General features: G+C 42.0%; 13 protein-coding genes. 4 read left to right on the top strand and 9 right to left on the bottom strand.

The annotated features are described in order from the left end of the window. The 5 genes from PAN94_RS09665 to PAN94_RS09645 form a co-directional block, all read right to left on the bottom strand. A partial coding sequence (locus PAN94_RS09665) for a mucin-binding protein (RefSeq protein ID WP_285875638.1) occupies positions 1–4,740 on the bottom strand: 4,740 nt, incomplete at its 3' end. Between the two features lie 392 nt (positions 4,741–5,132). Continuing rightward, positions 5,133–5,771 (bottom strand): tRNA (guanosine(46)-N7)-methyltransferase TrmB, encoded by a 639-nt coding sequence (gene trmB, locus PAN94_RS09660; protein ID WP_149556500.1) that lies wholly within the window; start codon positions 5,769–5,771, stop codon positions 5,133–5,135. Next, complete coding sequence (ccrZ, locus tag PAN94_RS09655) at positions 5,768–6,562, bottom strand: cell cycle regulator CcrZ (protein WP_268730923.1); 795 nt, start codon at positions 6,560–6,562, stop codon at positions 5,768–5,770. The genes trmB and ccrZ overlap by 4 nt, the downstream gene beginning before the upstream one ends. Before the next feature lie 50 nt (positions 6,563–6,612). Further along, positions 6,613–7,659, bottom strand: coding sequence for an ABC transporter permease (locus PAN94_RS09650; protein ID WP_149556501.1), 1,047 nt, complete (start codon positions 7,657–7,659; stop codon positions 6,613–6,615). Beyond that, positions 7,656–8,387 carry an ABC transporter ATP-binding protein gene (locus PAN94_RS09645; protein WP_149556502.1) on the bottom strand — a complete coding sequence of 244 codons (732 nt, stop codon included), beginning with the start codon at positions 8,385–8,387 and terminating at the stop codon, positions 7,656–7,658. The genes PAN94_RS09650 and PAN94_RS09645 overlap by 4 nt, the downstream gene beginning before the upstream one ends. 67 nt (positions 8,388–8,454) lie before the next feature. On the opposite strand from PAN94_RS09645, the gene PAN94_RS09640 reads away from it, so the two are divergent. Together PAN94_RS09640 and PAN94_RS09635 are read left to right on the top strand one after the other, a co-directional pair. After that, positions 8,455–8,865: an HIT family protein gene (locus PAN94_RS09640; RefSeq protein ID WP_062004052.1), complete on the top strand. Its 411-nt coding sequence runs from the start codon at positions 8,455–8,457 to the stop codon at positions 8,863–8,865. 9 nt (positions 8,866–8,874) lie between these two features. Beyond that, a complete protein-coding gene (locus tag PAN94_RS09635; RefSeq protein WP_149556503.1) occupies positions 8,875–9,150 on the top strand; it encodes a hypothetical protein in 276 nt (91 codons plus the stop codon). Between the two features lie 99 nt (positions 9,151–9,249). Here PAN94_RS09635 and PAN94_RS09630 read toward each other — a convergent pair whose 3' ends face one another. The 4 genes from PAN94_RS09630 to PAN94_RS09615 form a co-directional block, all read right to left on the bottom strand. Continuing rightward, the gene (locus tag PAN94_RS09630; protein WP_149556504.1) at positions 9,250–10,605 is read right to left on the bottom strand and encodes a bacteriocin secretion accessory protein; all 1,356 of its coding nucleotides are present in this window, start codon (positions 10,603–10,605) and stop codon (positions 9,250–9,252) included. Positions 10,606–10,619: 14 nt separating this feature from the next. Then, the gene (gene comA, locus PAN94_RS09625) at positions 10,620–12,773 is read right to left on the bottom strand and encodes a peptide cleavage/export ABC transporter ComA (protein WP_005591091.1); all 2,154 of its coding nucleotides are present in this window, start codon (positions 12,771–12,773) and stop codon (positions 10,620–10,622) included. 353 nt (positions 12,774–13,126) lie between these two features. Continuing rightward, a complete protein-coding gene (locus tag PAN94_RS09620) occupies positions 13,127–13,387 on the bottom strand; it encodes a hypothetical protein (protein WP_048765891.1) in 261 nt (86 codons plus the stop codon). Positions 13,388–13,419: 32 nt separating this feature from the next. Then, the gene (locus PAN94_RS09615; protein WP_005592399.1) at positions 13,420–13,593 is read right to left on the bottom strand and encodes a class IIb bacteriocin, lactobin A/cerein 7B family; all 174 of its coding nucleotides are present in this window, start codon (positions 13,591–13,593) and stop codon (positions 13,420–13,422) included. Positions 13,594–13,818: 225 nt separating this feature from the next. On the opposite strand from PAN94_RS09615, the gene rnhC reads away from it, so the two are divergent. Together rnhC and lepB are read left to right on the top strand one after the other, a co-directional pair. Continuing rightward, entirely contained in the window at positions 13,819–14,703 is an 885-nt protein-coding gene (rnhC, locus tag PAN94_RS09610; RefSeq protein WP_149556505.1) for a ribonuclease HIII, read from the top strand. A gap of 3 nt (positions 14,704–14,706) precedes the next feature. Beyond that, entirely contained in the window at positions 14,707–15,339 is a 633-nt protein-coding gene (gene lepB / locus PAN94_RS09605) for a signal peptidase I (RefSeq protein ID WP_045498526.1), read from the top strand. Positions 15,340–15,370: the final 31 nt, after the last annotated feature.

Here is a 15,370-nt window from a genome sequence, read left to right as displayed (position 1 = left end):
TTCGTAGCCCTTGTCTGTCAATTCTTTCAGACGAGTTGCGTAGTTGGTTGTACCGATTGGTTCACCTGACTTACCGCTTTCAACGACCTTACCAACTTCCTTGTTGTTATCATCTTGGTCTACGAAGGTGATAATCGCTTTTTGACCATCTTTAACGTAATTGATTGGTGTATCCTGAGTTGGATCACTTGGAATTGGTGGTGGGTTGTAACCCTTGCTTGGATCGCTCGGATCTTTCGGTGTCAATGGTGTAGTACCATCTGGACCTACTGGTGTAGTGCCTGGTACATCTGGTACCACTGGAAGATCAGTACCTGGTTTCGTTGGATCTGTTGGATCGTTTGGATATGGAAGGTTTGGTACTTTTGGAAGTCCGTCTGGTACATTTGGTACATATGAACCGAGCTTCTTGTATTGTACAACTTCTTCGCTGTTAGCATCGCCAGCTTTCACTGTCTTCGCTGCTACATTAGCCTTGTCTGCCACAAATCCAGTTACAACTGGTGTAGCTTCTTGAGCCAATTCTTTCGTAGCTGGTGTCCATGGAGTGAAAGTCTTTTCACCAGTTACAGCATTTATTTTACCAGTACGTGTGAAGGTTGCTTCTTGAGTGACAGGAGCTTTCAGAGCTGGACGACCTGCTGTTTGACCATCTGCGTATTGATACTTGATGGTACGTGTAACCTTGCTGTTCAAATCAGCTGGATTCGTATTGTCATCCAAGCGTGGTGTTACAACAACTGTCCAAGTCTGGTCTTTTGTCTTATCGTTATCAAACTTCTGACCATTTGGTTGAGTGAAGCCATCGCTCACAAGCTTGTAACCTGCTTGTTGAAGTTGAGTGAGACGATTTACAGTTGAGTAAGCTACTGGTTCACCTGACTTACCAGCAACAGAATCTGTATAAAGAGTCTTAACTGGAACGCCATTCTTACCATCTGTTACGTACTTGATAGAACCACGTTGTTCATCTAAGTTGTAGTTGACAACTTCAACTGAATCTCCTGTAGTAGGGTCAACAGTTACACCTGGAACTTTTGGTTTATCTGGGCTATAGCCTGTAATAGCAGGAGTGTTTACTTCTGGAAGGTTAGCATTTGGTTTATCCCAAGCACCAGGAGTTTCCACGCCTGTTACCTTGTTAACAGAAACTGGACGAGTGAATGATGTTGTTTGAGTAACTGTCTTAGGAAGCGCTGGGCGTCCTGCTGTTACACCGTCACCATATTGGTATTGGATAGTTCGAGTAACATCTTTCTTCTCTTGTTTTGTTTCAATAACTGGAGTAACGACAACTTTCCATACTTGGTCTTTTGTCTTATCGTTATCAAACTTCTGACCATTTGGTTGAGTGAAGCCATCACTTACAAGTTTGTAACCTGCTTGTTGAAGTTGAGTGATACGGTTAGCAGTTGAATAAACAACATCTTCACCTGATTTACCTGTAACACCGTCAGTATAAAGAGTCTTAGCTGGAACACCGTTTTGTCCATCTGTTACATACTCAATGATACCGCGTTGATCATCTTGGCTGTAGCTTACTACTTCATCTTCGTTAGGAGATGTAGGAGTAACAGTTGCAGCTGGAACGCTTGGTTTGTCTGGAGTGAAACCAGTAACTGCTGGAGAATCAACTTTTGGAAGTTCTTCACTTGGCTTGTTCCATTGACCAGGAGTTTCAACACCTGTCACCTTGTTCACAGAAACTGGGCGAGTAAATGTTGTTGTTTGAGTAACTGGGCGAGGAAGTGCTGGACGACCTGTGGTCACTCCATCCTTGTATTGGTAACGAACGTTACGAGTAACATCTTTCGTTTCTTGTTTTGTCTCAATACGTGGAGTAAGAACAACTTCCCATGTTTGATCTACATTGTTATTACTGTCAAATCTTTGACCGCCAGCTTTAGTAAAGCCGTCGCTAACAAGATCATAACCCAACTGTTTAAATTCGTTAATTTTAGCAGTTGTTGTATAGTTTACAGGTGTATCTGATTTACCAGTTACGTTGTCTGTGTGAAGAGTCTTAGCTGGAACACCATTTTTACCATCTGTACGGTAAACGATGCTTCCCTTTTGATCTGCAGCTGAATAGCTTACAATTTCACGCCAACTTGGATCTGTTGGAGCAACAGAGGCTGAATTTACACGTGGTTTGTTTGGTGTAAAGCCTGCTACTTCTGGGCTATCAACCGCAGCAACATTTTGACGGCTAGGTGTCCAGTTGCCGTATGTCTTCTTACCAGTTACTGGATCTTCTGATACTTGACGAGTAAATTGAACTGTTTGTTCAACTGGTTGTGGAAGAGCTGGACGATTTCTAGTCACACCATCTTCATATTCGTAAGCGATTGTACGAGTAACGTCTTTTGTTTCAGTTGTTACTTTTGGATTATTCTTACGGTATGAAACAATTTCACGCCAGCTTGGATCTGTTGGTGAAACAGTAGCTGAATTTACACGAGTTTTATTTGGTGTAAAGCCTTGAATTGCTGGTGTATCAACCGCATCTACAGTTCGAGTGCTTGGAGTCCAGTTGCCGTATGTCTTCTTACCAGTTCTTGCATCTTCTGACACTTGTCGTGTGAATCGTACATTTTGTTGTACCTCACGTGGAAGTGCTGGACGACCTGAAGTCACACCATCTTCATATTCGTAAGCGATTGTACGAGTAACATCTTTTGTTTCAGTTGTTACTCTTGGAGCATTCTTGTCGTAGTAAACCGTCACATCACTTGGAGTAGAATTTGGATTTACTGTAACCCCTGGAACTGTCGCTATATCTGGAGTATATCCTCGAACTTCTAAAGAGTCTACTGGTGCAAAGTTCTTAGATGCAGGGCTCCATGGACCTGGTCTACCACCTGTCACAGTCCGAGTAAACTCAGCTGTTTGAGTATAAGCCGGCGGAAGTGTTGGCCCTGTCACACCTGGTTTATATTTATAATAAATAGTACGAGTGACTGTCTTCTTTTCTGTCTTCGTATCAGTTGCACCTCTACGATAAACGTAGGTTACAGTACCGTTTGTTCCCCAGTCAGCAAGAGTTCCTGAAGGTGGCAAGCTACCTCTCTTCATTCCAATGAAACCATAGCCTGGGATTGATTTTTGTTCAGTAGTATAAGCCTTACCTTTAAAGGCACCTTGTGGATAAGTTACTGAGCCTTCAGCGATTTCTCGACCTTGCTCATCTTCATAACGTACGTCAACAGAGGCACTTTGATAGAAATCAAAGCGTTTGATTTGGAACTGTTGCAAGTTCTTGTAGTTACCAGTCGTAGCCGTAACCACCATGGACATCAGCTCTTCTGGAGTAGAAACTGTTTTCCTCCATTGCTTAATACCAAGATTACTTTCGTAAGAGATAGTTAATTCCTTGGTTACACCGTCGTACTGGATAGCAAATCTGTGGAAACGACCATCTAGGTCACTTGAGTCCAGACGCTGAGCACTATTAGCATCTGTCTCAGCCCACCAACGATCATATTCACCACCAGTGAAGATACCACCACCACGAACTTTTTTATGAGTGGTATTTACCCAAGCACCGAATTGTCCCAGACGAGGGTCTTCCGCCCAACCATATTGGAAAGAGTCAGTGTTGCTAGTATCAAAACGATTTCCTTTCGGTGGAGTGAAGACGTTCCAGAAAGTATCCAGCTTGAAACCAGTCGCATTACGCAAACCACCGATACCAAGGTTACCACCATCGGCACCTAGGTCTGTTGTATTCCCTGTATGGAAAGCAAAACCGATACCATCGGCACCATAGCGTTCCTGAGTCTTATCACCAAGATTAACCCCACCAGTCAGCTTGAAACTTTGGTTCATATTGATCTTACTCTTCAGACTGAAGTTACCTGTCTTAGAGTTTTCATCTGGAGTAAGGGTTACGATACCATCGTATGAATTATAGGTAGCTGAACCATTCAATCTGAAGTAGTCAAGGAAGTTTTCTTTCGTTACAGTTGTTTTTCCTGTTTGTGGGTCAAACGAACGGAAGCCGCTTTCTCCCGATTTACGGAAATCAGCGTAACCTTTATTTACTTCGCTTTGAGCAGCTGCTAATGTTGAGTTAGCTTCGCTTTTGGCTACTGCATTTGCTGCTTGGCTAGCTGTTGCCAAACTAGCTGCTTGGCTAGCTGCCTTTTCAACTGATACCTTAGCAGGTTCTACAGCAGCAGTTGACTCTGCAGCTGCTTCAGATGAAACTGCAGTTGACTCTGCAGTAGCTGAAGTAGCTGGGCTAACTCGAGCCTCAGACTGAGTTGCAGCAGTTGATTGGCTAGTCGCTACTGAAGCTTTAGATACTTGTGAAGTAGCCTCTTTTAAAGCTGCTTCACTTTTTGAAGTAACTTCTGATTTAACAGTTTTTTCTTCCACTTTGCTTGATAGGTCTTCAGCAGAGGTAGAAGATGCTGTAGATGCTGTAGATGCTGCACTTGAAACTGCGTTACTTTCAGCGACAGTTGCTACGGTAGAATTCTTTTCTATGGCCGACTCGGAGTCAGAATCATTCGCTCCCGAATCTTCTCCTGAATCTGGCACAGAGGTCGTTTTCTCCGTAGAGGTGCTTGAAGAATCCGTCTTAGCTAACGTATCGGCTGAAACGACATTCCCCCCAAAGAACATGAAAGCTGCGACTGCTACAGAAGCCACGCCCACATTAAACTTACGGACTGAGTATCGAAGTCGTTTCTCAGCACTCGCACGGTTTAATCTGCGTCTCGCATTTTTATCCATGAACATCTCTCCTTTTTAAAATATAGTTCAACCACCTATTAATCAACACCTTAACGCCTGAGCAGCAAAGTATTTTATAACATATGATTGGTGGTTATAATGCCAAAAGTTTGGACATCAAACCATACCAATAATTATACCGCTTTTTTCCTATTATATCAAGGATTTTACTATCTAATTTTTTTCTGTAACAAAAGTGTAATATCATATTATAGGGATAACAAAAAGCTTTAGCGACGCCGTTTCAAGAGAATGAAAGCAACAAAAATAATTTTTATAGTTTGATAACCAAAACAAAATAAAAAAGAGCCCCCACAGGGCTCTATTCAACAAAAATCGGTCATAAAACCCGACATTTGAGATAGAAAATCTATTTAGGACTCTCTTTATTTTTATTGAAATTCTGCTTCGACTCGGTAAATAACCTGACCCTTGCTAGAGAATTTTTGCTCATATTCGGTTAGGACATTGCCTTCAAAGTCGCTGGCATGAAGATCCAGCCAAACACCTTTGAGAACCATGCCATACTGCGAAAAGCTGACCAGGCTGTATTCGAACAAGCCACGGTTGTCCGTTTTGAAGTGGATTTCACCTTTTTCTGGCAAAATTTGCTTGAAGGTATCTAAGAAAGACTTATAGGTCAAGCGACGTTTTTCATGCCGTTTCTTAGGCCATGGATCAGAGAAATTCAGGTAAAGTCGGTCAATTTCTCCATCTGCAAAATAGTTGGTCAAATCTGAACCATCCACCCAGAGTAGCTTAATATTAGGTACATCAGCTGCCAAAACCTTATCCAAAGCATAGCTGAGAACAGACTTCTGAATGTCAATTCCGATATAGTTGATATCTGGATTAGCCTTGGCCATTCCTGTGATAAAGGCTCCCTTGCCGCTTCCGACTTCAACGTGGATAGGGTGGTCATTACCAAAAATTTCCCGCCATTTTCCCTTGGCATCAACTGGATTTAGAACTACATAGTGGGGGTTGGCTTCTAATAGTTCCGTTGCCCCCTTACGATTTCTTACTCTCATCTTACCTTTCCATACTTAGAACGGAAGTTGCGTAAGGCGTAGATCTCCCGGTTCACATTTTCTAAATCATTGTTTTCGTAATATTTAGCAATCTGCATCAGATAAGAGTATTGACCAAACCAATACAGTTTTTTGACAACCTTGTCATTGTACTTATAACCGTAGTAGGTCAGCCACTCCTGCCAATTGGTATCTGGGATATAGTGACTCAATATATGAGCAACATCCAACATTCTATCCGTCAAGCGAACAGAATCCCAATCCACCAAATAAATCAAGCCACTGTCCGTCTGAAACCAGTTGCTATGCCGTACATCACCATGGACAATCGTCGCATAATCCTCACGAAAAGCAGGTACCGTTTGCCGCAAATCCCGAATAATAGATTGAAGGTACTGATTGTTCCTCAAAACGACCGGCGCTTGATTGAGCCAGCTATTGATTAGATCGATCGGCGTTTCCAAAATATAACCTAATTTAGCCAACTGAGTCATCAGAGGCCGCGACCGATGCAAACGCGTTAAAATATTGATCACTTGCTTTTTAGACATATCATTAGGTGTTAAAATGGCACCTGAAAGCCATTCTTGTCCACTCATGACATTGCCATCTGGCAAGCGTCGACTCCACAGAAGTTGCGGAGCAATTTGTTCTCTGGCTAAGCCTGCCAGAATCGGGGTCGTATTCATCTTGACGAAAACTCGCCCCCCGTCTGGATAAGTTCCCATATAGGCCTTTCCGCTCTTACCAGCTATTGGTGTCAGGGCTAGCTCGTTATCAACCAAGACCATGATTCCCCTCCTTAAAAAGTTTCCTCACTATTTTACTAATTTTCATTCTTTTAGTCAACCAATCTTTTTAGTTTATATGGCAAATAGACTAGATACAAAAAGATTGTCGCTCCAAGCATTGCTAACACTGCTATCTTATCTTGAAAAAAGAGCACTGCCACTAGCGTTTCAAAAAGCAAAACACTATGTCCAATCCCTGTAATAACCTGTCTTGCTCCCTTGATTTTAGACTTGCTATCCAGCGGGAAAAGCTTAGTTAAATACTGATAATCAAGGGCTTCATACAAGGCCAATAACTGAAAAAGCAAAAGATAGTTGAAAAGGACGACAAAACCTGCAGCAATCCAAGACTGGCTGACGAAGACAATCGTTAAGAGGGCTAAAAGTAGAAGACGCAAAGTCAGAGGGAATAGATCGCCATTGCGAAGATAAGAGCGTAGAAACATATTTTGCCAAGCCTTGGCATGGATCTTAGGCAAAAGTCTCGTCAGCCCGTCCAAATAAGCTCTTCTTTTGACACTATTAGAAATGCCTTTCACATTTGTAAAGAGGGCGAAGAAACGTAGAACTTTCTGCTTGCGCCCTTCCTCAGCTGCAATTGCAAACTGCCAATCGAGACGTTCAGACAAGAAAAAGCGACGTCCCTTGAACTGGAAGACAAGCCATTTTAGCAATAACATAAGGAGACAGTACAGCCCAAAGCCCCAGATTGGCAAACCTAGAGCCAAAAACAGGGGCGCTAACAAGACCAGCAACAAGGTTTGCAGCAGGCCAAAGAGAATATACGAACGTTGGATCTGTCCCTTGACAAACTCAATGACCGCTTGCTCCTGCACCAGCAAGAAGAGCATATCTGGCTTCTCCAGATAGGTTGCGATATGTCCAAAAGGAAGAATGAGTATAGAAAACAAGACTAAGCCTACTATTATCGGCCAAGACTGACTAGGGAAATTCCGCAGCAATTGATTGTACTGAACCGCCAGAAATCCGAGAAAAATCAATAAAAACAGGACAAAGTGATCATTGAGAACATAGCGCAAATACTTCAGACACCGCTGACGGAAATCTTGCCTGCGTTTAGCAAATACTTCTTTCATACCGCAGCCTCTTCCGTCAAGGCCAGATAGATGTCATTGAGACTAGCATCCGGCATCTGAAATTGTCCTCGCAACTCAGCTAGATTGCCCTTAGCACGCACCTGCCCTTTATGCAAAATCACAAAGCTATCACACATCTTCTCAGCCGAATCTAGAACGTGAGTACTCATGAGGATGGACTTATCTTTTTTCTTTTCCTCATCCAAAAGCTGGATAAGGTCTGCAATAGCTACCGGATCCAGCCCCAAAAAGGGCTCATCCACGATAAAAAGACTAGGATCCACCACGAAAGCACAGATAATCATGACTTTCTGCTTCATCCCCTTAGAGAAATGCACTGGAAACCAGTCCAACTTATCCTTGAGTCGGAAGATAGTTAAGAGGCGCTCCACGCGCTCAAAAGCGACTTCCTGCTCGATATCATAGGCCATGGCCACCGTTTCAATATGCTCGCGCAGGGTTAGCTCTTCATAAAGACTCGGCGTCTCTGGGATAAAGCCAATCTTCTTACGGTAGGCACTAGAGTTTTCTCGCAGCTGCAAACCATCAATCCGAATTTCTCCCTTGTAAGGTGTCAATAAACCGATAATTTCATTGATGGTAGTGGATTTACCAGCACCATTAAGACCAATCAAACCAACCAACTGGCCATTGCCCACTTCAAAGCTGACATCCTTTAAAACCGGGATATTTACATAGCCGCCCGTAAGCTCTTTGATTTCTAACATATTTTCTCCAAATCTGGTATAATAGTTCTTATATTATAACAAAATCTAGCGAATAGAGGTATCATTTATGGCTGATTGTATTTTTTGTAAGATTATCGCAGGGGAAATCCCATCTTCTAAAGTTTATGAAGATGACCAAGTAGTCGCCTTTCTAGACATTTCTCAGGTCACTCCAGGCCATACTTTGGTCGTTCCCAAGCAGCATTTCAGAAATCTTTTGGAAATGGATGCAGACAGTTCTAGTCAGCTCTTCGCTCGTGTCCCAGACATCGCCCGCAAGGTCATGAAAGCAACAGGTGCAGCTGGTATGAATATCATCAACAACAACGAGGAAATCGCCGGCCAGACCGTCTTTCATACCCATGTCCACCTAGCTCCTCGCTATGAAGAGACAGACGGTTTACAAATCAGCTTTGAAACTCACGAACCAGATTTTCCAGCCTTAGCTCAATTGGCTGAAAAGATTGCTCAAGCCTAGGGAGGAACTATGAAATTTTCAAATCTCGTGCTTTTCACAGGCGCAGCCTGGGCCAGCTACCATTTGGTCAAAAGTCGGAAGACAATTAGCCAAGAAGTCGTCGAAACATCCGATATCTTGGATAAAATTCAAGATAATTTAGCTAACATCCAGCACAATCTCGCCATTATCCAAGAACAGCGAGACAATATCAAGGAAATGGCTCAAGACTTGACTTATAAATACAAGATTTTCGAAAAACAAGCCCAAGCTCAAATCACGCAAATACAGGACATCTGGCAATAGAATTCCCCTCTCATAACAAGAAAAACCATGGACACAGCCATGGTTTTTTCATATTTGAGAGATAAAAACTTCAATCAAAACTTATCGACTATTCTTCCTTTAGTCCTTTCTCAAGAATTGATCCAAGTAATAGTCAAAGTAAGTTTTGCTTCCTGTGATGACTACTGCACGACCTTCAATACCATAACGCACCTTCTTGGCTTGAGCACCCGTTAAGGTTATTTCAGCTTCCACCTTAAAGAAGTTTCCTTTTTCCGTTTTCGTTGCATTGCTGTCAATGTTTGAAATTTTAGATTTGAGAACAAATTCTTTATTATTTCCATCCATTGCAGTGAAACGCAAAGTCTCACCTTTTTTCAGACTAGCAACATCTTTTGAGGTCACATAGGTTGTGATAACGACCTTTTTTTCCTTGGTCAAAACAGGATACAACTGAGCAAGCAACTTCCCTTCGGGAACCAGATTCGCTCCTGCTGTTTCAGGATTTAGGTGGAGAATACCATCTTCAGTTGCTGTGATCATGCCCTTTTGAGTGATACCACCTTGAACCTTGAGATTATTTTCAACTTCTAAAATCTTTTGATTCAAGGCCGTCAATTCTTGACCAACTTTAGTCAACTGCTGAGCTTTCAAAGACTCAAGCTGACTATCCAAGCTCCCAGAATAAGCCTGCTGAGCACCCGAACCCGCATACTGTACCCGATAACCTGCAAGAGCTGATTCAAACTGAGAAATCTGACTATCAATTTGCGAAAGAACCTGACTCTTTAGCTGACCTTGACTATCTGCAGCGGCTTGTGTCTCATAAGCCTGATAGATGCTATAGCCAGCATTAGTCGAAGGGACACTTGTCCCATTTTGGATAGCATTTCTAAGGGTTTGATAATCCGCCAATTTTGCATTGGTTTCATTGATCAAATTCCCCAGTTCTGCCTGTGAATTACTAGCTGCTGAATTTTGAGAAGCAATGGTCGAATTTTGCTGCTCGGTATTACTACGGATGCTAGCAGCTTGACTCTTATAGTCATTAAAGGCCTGCTCATAGCCGAAGCGATCTTCTCCTGAAAACTGGCTAGTCCCCGTCTTCAGACTTTCTTGCAGCAGCTCCAACTGCCGTTTTTGCTCCTTCAAGCTTTCTACTTGAGAGGAGAAGGTTTCTTTTTGAGTATTTTCACTATCAGACTTATACTGTACTAAAAGATCCCCTTTTTTTACAACCTTATTTTCCTTCAAATTATTGGTGACAATCGCATTGTTACTGGTTGATTGGATGCTGGCCAAAATTTTGCTAGGCTCAATAGAGGCTCCTGAAGTAATAGTGATTTCTTTTTTAGCAAAGAGGGAGAATAAGACCACAAAAATCAACAAGAAGAAAGTCGGTAAAATCACGCGCACAGAAAAGCTAGAATATCTACGGTTATAAAATTCGGCACTCTCTAAGTAATGTTCTTCCATCTTCTTTCTCCTTTCTAACTATTCACCAGATGAGCATAGAAGCCATCCTGAGCAACCAACTCTTCATGCGTCCCTTGCTCCACGATTTCACCCTTGTCCAGAACAACCACTTTTTCAGATCGCTCCGCAATGGTCAATCGATGGGCAATGAAAATGATGGTCTTGTCCAACTCCAAGAGATTGTCGATAATCTTTTTCTCTGTTAAGATATCCAAATTGCTGGTCGCCTCATCAAGGATCAAAACAGGAGCATCGGTCAAAAGAGCCCGAGCCAAGGCCAAGCGCTGACGCTGACCACCTGAAATTCCTGAACCATCTGATGTTAATTCTGTTTGATAATTTAAAGGCATCCGTTCAATATCTTCACGGATTTCCGCAATTTCCAATGCCCGAATGATTTCTTTCTGAGTCGTTCCGGGCTTGGCACCTAGGAGAACATTCTCCAAGATGGTACCATTAAAGACATAAGGCTGTTGCGGCAAGTAATTGATATGACGGCGCAAGACATGCTTGTCAATCTGATTGAGGTTGATATTATTAACCAGAATTTCTCCCTCGTTTGGATCATAGAAATTCACAATCATCTTAGCAAGGGTCGTCTTTCCAGAACCAGAAATTCCGACAAAGGCCACCTTGCTGCCTCTTTCAATGGTCAAATTAATATCTGATAGAACATTTCGTCCATAGCCATACTTATAGCTAACATTCCGCAACTCAATGTCGCCCTTGGTCATGCTCAAATCACGGATCGCTTTTTTATCCATAAATTCAGAGTCAACCAGATAAACCTCGTTCAAGCGATTATTGGCAACTTGTGCAGTCTGAAGCTTGGTTTGTAAATTGATAATGTTCTCCAGCGGATTTGTGAAATAAACCAGCAAAGTATTATAAGTAATCAGCTGCCCCAAGGTCATTTTGTTGTCCATAACCAAAAGGGCTCCCATCCAAAGGATTGCAACATTCAGCAAGAGCTGAGCCGTCTTCTTCAAGCCGATTTGGATGTTTTCCATCCGACTATAAGCAAATGATTTCTTCAGATAGTCAACAAATTCTCTATCAATCTTTTGATAGCGGAAATCTTCACTTGTCAAGGATTTGATCGTCTCAATACCATTGATATCTTCGATAATAGAAGAAGACAGAATGGCATTGGATTCCATCGTGTCACGATTCATTTTTTCAAATGGCTTCATGAAAGCAAAAATCACGACGATATAGATTGGCAGCGAGAGCAAACTGATAAAGAACAAATAGAAGTTTTGTGAGAACAAAACAATTGCCATGACGACAACGATAGACACGTCCAAAAAGATGGACAGAATAGTACTAGCTAAGGCATCAATGATACTATTGGCATCATTGAAGCGCGATACGATTTCCCCTGTCCTTCTCGTCGCAAAAAAAGACATGGGTAGATGAAAGACATGCTTAATATAGGACAAAATCACATCAATCGAAAGGCGTTGTCCCAAAATGAGAAGCAGATAGCTCTGAGCATAAGTTAGGACCTGTTGCAAAATGTAGACGACTATTAGACCGAGAGAAATAATTCCTAAGGTATTCCTCATCTGATTCGGTACGTAGGTATCAATAATCCCCTGCATGTAGTAAGAGCCCACGATATTGATGATCGTCACCAGCATCGTTGCGATAACGATATTGGCAATCAGTCCCTTTTGTTTCATTAAAATCGGAACAAAAGACCAGAGACCATTTTTCTTTTCCTTGTGTGGTCTATATTCTGGCGCTGGGGCGATAAAAATAGAGACACCTGTCCACTCTTGCGCAAACTGTTCCTTAGAAAGTTTGGTCATTTTTACAGCCGGATCCGGATCCGCAATATAAACCGAATGTTTATCGTGCCCAGTCACAACATAATAGTGAAGCAATTTCTTATCTTTGATAACATGGGCGATAAAAGGATAAACGATGCCCTTCATGTCAAATAAAGACATATCCGCTTTAAAGGCTCGTGTTTCAAAACCTAACTCTTCCGAAACCTTCACTAGCCCAAAAGCAGTTGTTCCTCTTAAAGTTGTCTTGGCCATTTCACGCAAACTAGCCAAAGAATAATAGGAACCATAATAACCATATATCATGGCTAGCGCTGCTACACCACAATCTCTCGCGTCAACTTGAGCCCTATAATGACGCTTTGTAAATCTCATACAAACTCCTTTATTCACAAAAGTGTAAATTTGCTTTTATGGAGAACGACCTTCGCATAAAAACTCCTAATTAGTAAACATACTATTCAATAAAAACTGCTTGTCAACTTTATCCATAGTGCTTCTCTCCCGTAAAATAACAAGTACAAGTTAGGAGGAAGAACTTTCATAACAAGCAAAAAATAGATATCTCTATCATACACTAATGTGGCGTATTTTTCCAATGGTATCAGTCGTTTTACTCCATGTAAACATAAAATTACTTAAAAAACAGACATAATGCAACTTTTACACTAAAAAGCCTCTTGTCCAAATCAAGACGAACAAGAGGCTCTATGTCGAAACACAAAATATTAGTTAAAAACGTCTGGACTTGCAGCACCACCGTTGTTAGCGCCACCACGATTGCTAGAACCAGATCCTGAGCCAATTCTAGCGCGGATACGACCGTATGCACGGATAGCAAGGCCACGTACAGTACGACCAACTTCACGACCGATATCAAATACGGCACGTACAAGGTCACCGCCGACCCATCCACCTTCTACTTCAACCAATTCAGCTTCAGTAAGAGGCATAAATTTTTGATCTAATGATTTAAAATCTTTGTTCATGAAATTCACCTTCTTCTATTTAAAATATTAAATTAGCTGAAAAGTCCTACTAAGAAGCCTGAAACCAATGAGCCACCCAAAATAGCCAATGATACTGTGAAAATGTCAACAGGGATACCATAGAATGCCCATCCACCGTCAATCATCATCATTTCTTCTTCAGTCAACGCAGCAAATTGGTTGTCCATCATAGCAAAGTTTTCCATATGTGTTCTCCTTTTTTACAAGGCTTTTTTAACCTTGTTAATATATTGTTTGTGGTCAGTTTTATTCAAACATCGCTTCAACACCTATATTATACAACAACCCTATCGGGTTCAACATGACATCGATGTCATGTTTGGAAGAAAAATGTGTAATTTTTTCATAATCTTTTAAATATCCTATTTTTCCCATTTTCCCTAGTTTCATTTTGTGGTACAATAGGGGCTATGGAAAGTATTACTTTGAGTCCTAAACGAGCAGAAATTGAGGCTTTTGTCCAGAAATATCAAGACAAGCTTGTGCCTAGTAAAAATCAGTATATCCAATATCTACTGAAATTGAACCAGGCAACTGTCAGTATCTATACTTCTGGCAAGGTTCTTTTCCAAGGAGAAAAAGCTGGTCATTATGCTACTTTTTTCGGCCATCAAGCCGAGGAAGCCAGCAAGACTTCTCAGAACAGCTCTCTTATCGGTACGGATGAGGTCGGAAATGGCTCTTACTTTGGTGGTTTAGCAGTTGTTGCTTCCTTTGTCAGTCCAGAGCAGCACACTTTCCTGCGCAATCTAGGTGTGGGCGACTCAAAAACCTTGACCGACCTTAAGATTCGGCAACTGGCACCGATTTTGAAAAAGGAAATCCAACATCAAGCTCTACTCTTGTCACCAAAAAAGTATAATGAAGTGATTGCCTCTGGTTACAATGCCGTATCTGTCAAGGTGGCCCTTCACAATCAAGCCATTTATCTGCTGCTACAAAAAGGTTTTACACCAGAAAAAATCGTTGTCGATGCCTTTACCAGTCAGCAGAATTATGACAAATACCTACAAAATGAAAAGAATCATTTTCCAAATCCCGTTAGCCTCATCGAGAAAGCGGAAGGAAAGTTTCTAGCTGTCGCTGTTAGCTCCATTATCGCTCGCGACCTCTTCCTGGAAAATCTGGAAAATCTGAGCCAAGAGCTTGGCTATACCCTTCCGAGTGGAGCTGGAAGCAAGAGCGACCAGGTTGCTAGCCAAATACTCCAAGCCTATGGAATGGCTGGCCTCCAGCATACCGCTAAACTTCATTTTAAAAATACAGAAAAAGCTAAAAAGCTCTTAGAAAGGTAGACTATGAAAAACAAACGCTTTGACTTCCGTGCCTTCCTCAAGGAGTGGGGAGTCTTTACCCTGATTATCTCTGTTATCTTACTCACTCGCTGGCTACTCTGGGCACCTGTCAAGGTAGACGGCCACTCTATGGACCCAACCTTAGCAAATGGGGAGTATCTGATGGTTTTGAAACACCAGTCCATTGATCGTTTCGATATTGTCGTAGCCTCTGAACAGGATGACGATGGCAAAAAGAAAGAAGTCGTCAAGCGAGTCATTGGCCTTCCGGGCGATACCATTCAGTACGAAAACGACACCCTTTATATCAATGGTAAAAAAACTGACGAATCTTACTTAACAGAATACATCAAGAAATTCAAAAAGGACAAGCTCCAATCTACTTATGTAGGCAAGGATTATACGGACAACGGAACTTTCTTCCGCAAGCTTGCCTCTCAAGCCCAGGCCTTTACCGTGGACAAGGAAGGTAGCCCCGTCTTTACCATCAAACTCCTAGATGATGAGTACCTGCTTTTAGGTGACGATCGCATTGTATCCAAGGATAGCCGGCAGGTCGGTGCCTTTAAATCCAGTCAGATTCAAGGCGAAGCTAAATTCCGTATCTGGCCAATCCTACCTTTCAAGACTTACTAATACTTAAGAGTATACCCCCTCCAAACTCAGT

This window comes from Streptococcus sp. SC1, from assembly GCF_030272855.1.
Classification (GTDB): Bacteria; Bacillota; Bacilli; order Lactobacillales; family Streptococcaceae; genus Streptococcus.
This window is presented reverse-complemented; position numbering and strand designations above follow the sequence as displayed.

Bases quoted from the DNA above. Each gene is read 5' to 3' on its own strand.
- trmB (WP_149556500.1), bottom strand. From the start codon at position 5,771: ATGAGAGTAAGAAATCGTAAGGGGGCAACGGAACTATTAGAAGCCAAC.
- ccrZ (WP_268730923.1), bottom strand. From the start codon at position 6,562: ATGGTCTTGGTTGATAACGAGCTAGCCCTGACACCAATAGCTGGTAAG.
- PAN94_RS09650 (WP_149556501.1), bottom strand. From the start codon at position 7,659: ATGAAAGAAGTATTTGCTAAACGCAGGCAAGATTTCCGTCAGCGGTGT.
- PAN94_RS09645 (WP_149556502.1), bottom strand. From the start codon at position 8,387: ATGTTAGAAATCAAAGAGCTTACGGGCGGCTATGTAAATATCCCGGTT.
- PAN94_RS09640 (WP_062004052.1), top strand. From the start codon at position 8,455: ATGGCTGATTGTATTTTTTGTAAGATTATCGCAGGGGAAATCCCATCT.
- PAN94_RS09635 (WP_149556503.1), top strand. From the start codon at position 8,875: ATGAAATTTTCAAATCTCGTGCTTTTCACAGGCGCAGCCTGGGCCAGC.
- PAN94_RS09630 (WP_149556504.1), bottom strand. From the start codon at position 10,605: ATGGAAGAACATTACTTAGAGAGTGCCGAATTTTATAACCGTAGATAT.
- comA (WP_005591091.1), bottom strand. From the start codon at position 12,773: ATGAGATTTACAAAGCGTCATTATAGGGCTCAAGTTGACGCGAGAGAT.
- PAN94_RS09620 (WP_048765891.1), bottom strand. From the start codon at position 13,387: ATGAACAAAGATTTTAAATCATTAGATCAAAAATTTATGCCTCTTACT.
- PAN94_RS09615 (WP_005592399.1), bottom strand. From the start codon at position 13,593: ATGGAAAACTTTGCTATGATGGACAACCAATTTGCTGCGTTGACTGAA.
- rnhC (WP_149556505.1), top strand. From the start codon at position 13,819: ATGGAAAGTATTACTTTGAGTCCTAAACGAGCAGAAATTGAGGCTTTT.
- lepB (WP_045498526.1), top strand. From the start codon at position 14,707: ATGAAAAACAAACGCTTTGACTTCCGTGCCTTCCTCAAGGAGTGGGGA.